This window comes from Faecalibacterium longum (assembly GCF_040094125.1).
In the GTDB taxonomy this organism is placed as follows: Bacteria; Bacillota; Clostridia; order Oscillospirales; family Ruminococcaceae; genus Faecalibacterium; species Faecalibacterium longum.
Genome location: NZ_JBBNIH010000029.1, coordinates 1 through 3154, shown reverse-complemented (window position 1 = coordinate 3154; position 3154 = coordinate 1). Strand labels below are relative to the sequence as shown.

The 3154-nt window shown below is 55.1% G+C and carries 1 protein-coding gene and 2 pseudogenes; 1 reads left to right on the top strand and 2 read right to left on the bottom strand.

Annotation, left to right across the window (positions count from 1 at the left end):
• The coding region (locus tag AAAU26_RS00350) for a hypothetical protein (RefSeq protein ID WP_349180858.1) at positions 1–281 on the top strand (281 nt) is incomplete at its 5' end.
• Between the two features lie 103 nt (positions 282–384).
• On the opposite strand, the pseudogene AAAU26_RS00345 reads toward AAAU26_RS00350, so the two are convergent.
• Positions 385–2251, bottom strand: a pseudogene (locus AAAU26_RS00345) (AAA family ATPase).
• A gap of 12 nt (positions 2252–2263) precedes the next feature.
• A pseudogene (locus AAAU26_RS00340) lies at positions 2264–3154 on the bottom strand (MobQ family relaxase); the annotation flags it as partial.

Sequence of the window (3154 nt, the reverse complement as noted above, 5' to 3'; positions counted from 1 at the left end):
TCCTTGAACATGGACATCAGTTCCGGGAGGTTGAAGAACTTGGCAAATCTCGTTCTCGCCCGATAGCCTGTACCTTCGGGCTGGACTTCGTCAAGAGGTTTTCGGTAATTTTTCTAAATTCATCAGGTTGTCCGCAAGGAAGCCCTTGTAATTTCGTGTCTGCACATATCCTTGAACATCTTTTCAATCGGCTTTTTGGCAGTTTCGGACTGCTTCACGCACACAATAAAGGTGGTTTTACCAATCTGCACCGAATAACTCGAATTCTGATTTTCCGTTAAATTTCTCCTTTTATCGTCATTTTCTGAATTTGACTGGCAGACTGGCAACTGTGGGTGTACCATGATTTTCTTGCCAGCCAAATTTTTCTGCCAGTCAAATGGCTTATTCCATCCAAAAGACCTTTTTGCGGCCTTCCACGATCTTGCTTTTCAGGGCATCGCCCAGTTCCCGTTTTGCATCCCGGACGGTTCGACCGGGGATGCCCCTTTCCAGAGCCGCCTTGTCGATGTCCTCGCTGAGCACCTGCTTTCCTCCGGCAAGCAGGGTGCAGATCAGGTCTTTGGCTTGCTGGGTCTTGGTTTCACGCTGCGGCTCGATGCCGGACAGCATCTCGTCTGCGGTAATGTCGTACTCACCGACCCAGCGGAAACCGCTCTCGTCCCCCCAGAGAGAACGCCAGTGACGCTCCCGGCGGGGCAAGAGAACTTTTCTCGTGGGTCAAAATGCGCATGGTGGGGTCGTGCTTCAGCTTGCCGATGAACATGACGCTGCGGACGGCGGCAGCAATGTCGATGGAGCCGAGGCCCCGCTGCAAGCTCTGCATTCCAGCGGCCTTGTTCAGATGCCCGATCAGCAAAATAGCGCAGCCTGTTCGCTGCGCTACCTGTCCCAGCCGCATGAAGATGGGGCGCACTTCGTTTGCCCGGTTCATGTCCACATCGGCACCGAGATACGCCTGGATCGGGTCGATGATGACCAGTCGGGCGTTGTTCTCGACAATGGCTTTTTCAATTCGTTCATCGGAGAGCGTCAGTTGCACCTCGCTGTCGTCAATGACCAGCACCCGGTCAAGGTCTGCCCCGGCTTCGATCAGGCGGGGCTTGACCGTATCGCCCAGACCGTCCTCGGCGGTCTGGTAGATCACGTTGAAGGGCTCCATGCTCTCCATGTTGGGCAGCAGCTTTCCGTTGGTGCAGGCGGCGGCAAGGTGCATGGCAAAATAGGTCTTGCCCTCACCCGGATTGCCTTGCAGAACACTGAGCTTTCCAAAAGGCAGATACGGTTTCCAGAGCCATTCCACCGGGGTCAGCTCCACGTCGCTCATGCGGATGATCTTAACGGAATCTTTCTTCGGCGGCTCTTTCAGAACAATACTTTTGAAATAATTGCGGTTCGGAATCTCTGCCCGGTGCACCAGAACATCGTTCCAATCCTTCATGCAGGGCTGGATGCGGGTTACGCTCACGGTGTCCGGCAGCAGCCCCGCCAGCCGCTTGCAGGCATCCTCTCCAGCTTTATCGGCATCCAGACAGAGGAATACCCTCTCCACGTCCGGGCGTTCAGAAAGAAACTGCCGCAGCGCCTTGCCCGACACCCCGCCCAGCGACAGATAATTGTGTTGCTGCCAGTTTTTCGGAAACAGTTCGATAAAAGACAGCAGGTCGATGGGGGCTTCAAAGACCAGCAACTGCTTGTCAGTGCCACGGTGGGCAAAGCCAAACGCCTTTTCTGCACCGGCCGCATCCTGCCGAAACTTTTCCCGAATCCCACGGCTACTTGCGTAGCGGGGATGCCCGTCTGCATCCCGCCCCACAAAGACCACGTTGTGGTGGGCGGCATCCTCGTAAATATCTCCGGCAGCGATGAAGAAGTTCACCAGCGAGGGGCTGAGTTTCCGCTCCTGCGCCAGATAGTTCAGGATGTTGGCGTTGGTGACATTTCGCAACGGCAGACGAAACGCCGGAGAGGGGGCGGGGTCAGCCTCCGGCTGGGCTTCGCCCGGCTCTCCGGTCAGTATCTGCACCGCTTCGGGGAAGGACTTGCCGTAAAATTCCATCACGAAATCCACCGGGAAACCTCCCTTGCTCCGGCTGTGCCGGAACCATTTGTTTCCGCAGACGGTCAGACTGTCGTGGGCTTTCCAGCGGTATTCTTTTCCGCTGCGCACCAGCGTTTCGCCCTGTGCCCGGAGAAATTTTTCCAGATCCACCGCATTGGCTTTGTCGATCTGGGCTTGGGTGTAGGCCATGTTGCTTCCTCCTTAAAGTTCCTGTGTGTGATTTTTCTGCTCGGTTTTCTTCTGGGATTGTGCTGCCTTGGCTTCTTCCAGCTTTTTCAGCACCGATTCCTTCTCCGGGGTCTTGCCGCCCGGTGCGGAAAGCTGCTGCTTATTCAGCACCATGTCGATATGCTTACGGATATTTTTCAGTGCAGAGATGTCCGGCTGCAAGGTTTCCAGTTGGGTGCGCAGCTCTGCGCTGCTCGATTGCAGCGCAGAAAATTCGGCATCCAATGCCGAAAAATCCACCGCTGTGCTGCCGTTCAGCTTCATCAGGGTGCGGACAGCTTTATTGAAGGTGTCCAGTTCTTCCTTGTGCTGGGCAGCGTAAGCGTCCTTGGTCAGCTTGAAGTTCTTCTTGATAAAGGTGTCGTGGATAGGTTTCAGCTTGGCATGGACGGCGGCAGCATCCTTGATTTGGGCGATTGCCCGCATACGGTTTTCGTTCTGCTTCAACTGCCTGCGGAGAGGGGCGGTGGTCTGATTTAGGTTAGAAATTGCAGTGTCCAAATCCTCGATGGTGTTCAAAGAATGGGTTTTCAGGTAGTCCACCGCCCGTTTGACTTCCTCAAAGTCCCGAACAGTGCATTTCAGTTTTGCCTTGCCAGACCAATCGCTGCGCTGCTCATTGCGAAGATTGAAGTAGTCCACCAGCAGATCGGACAGCGTGGGCTCCTTCGCCTTTTCCAGTGCGTCCAGAAGAATCTGCTTCTTTTCAGTCAGGTCTGCGATCCAGCGTTGCAGCCCACGAATTGCACTGCGGATGGACTGCATCAGACTGTTAGCGGCTCGAATGTCCCGGTTCAGGTTGCCGAGAAAGGTTTCCACTCCACGCTTTTCCATCTGGTGTGCAGCGGGGCCGAGATGGACGGT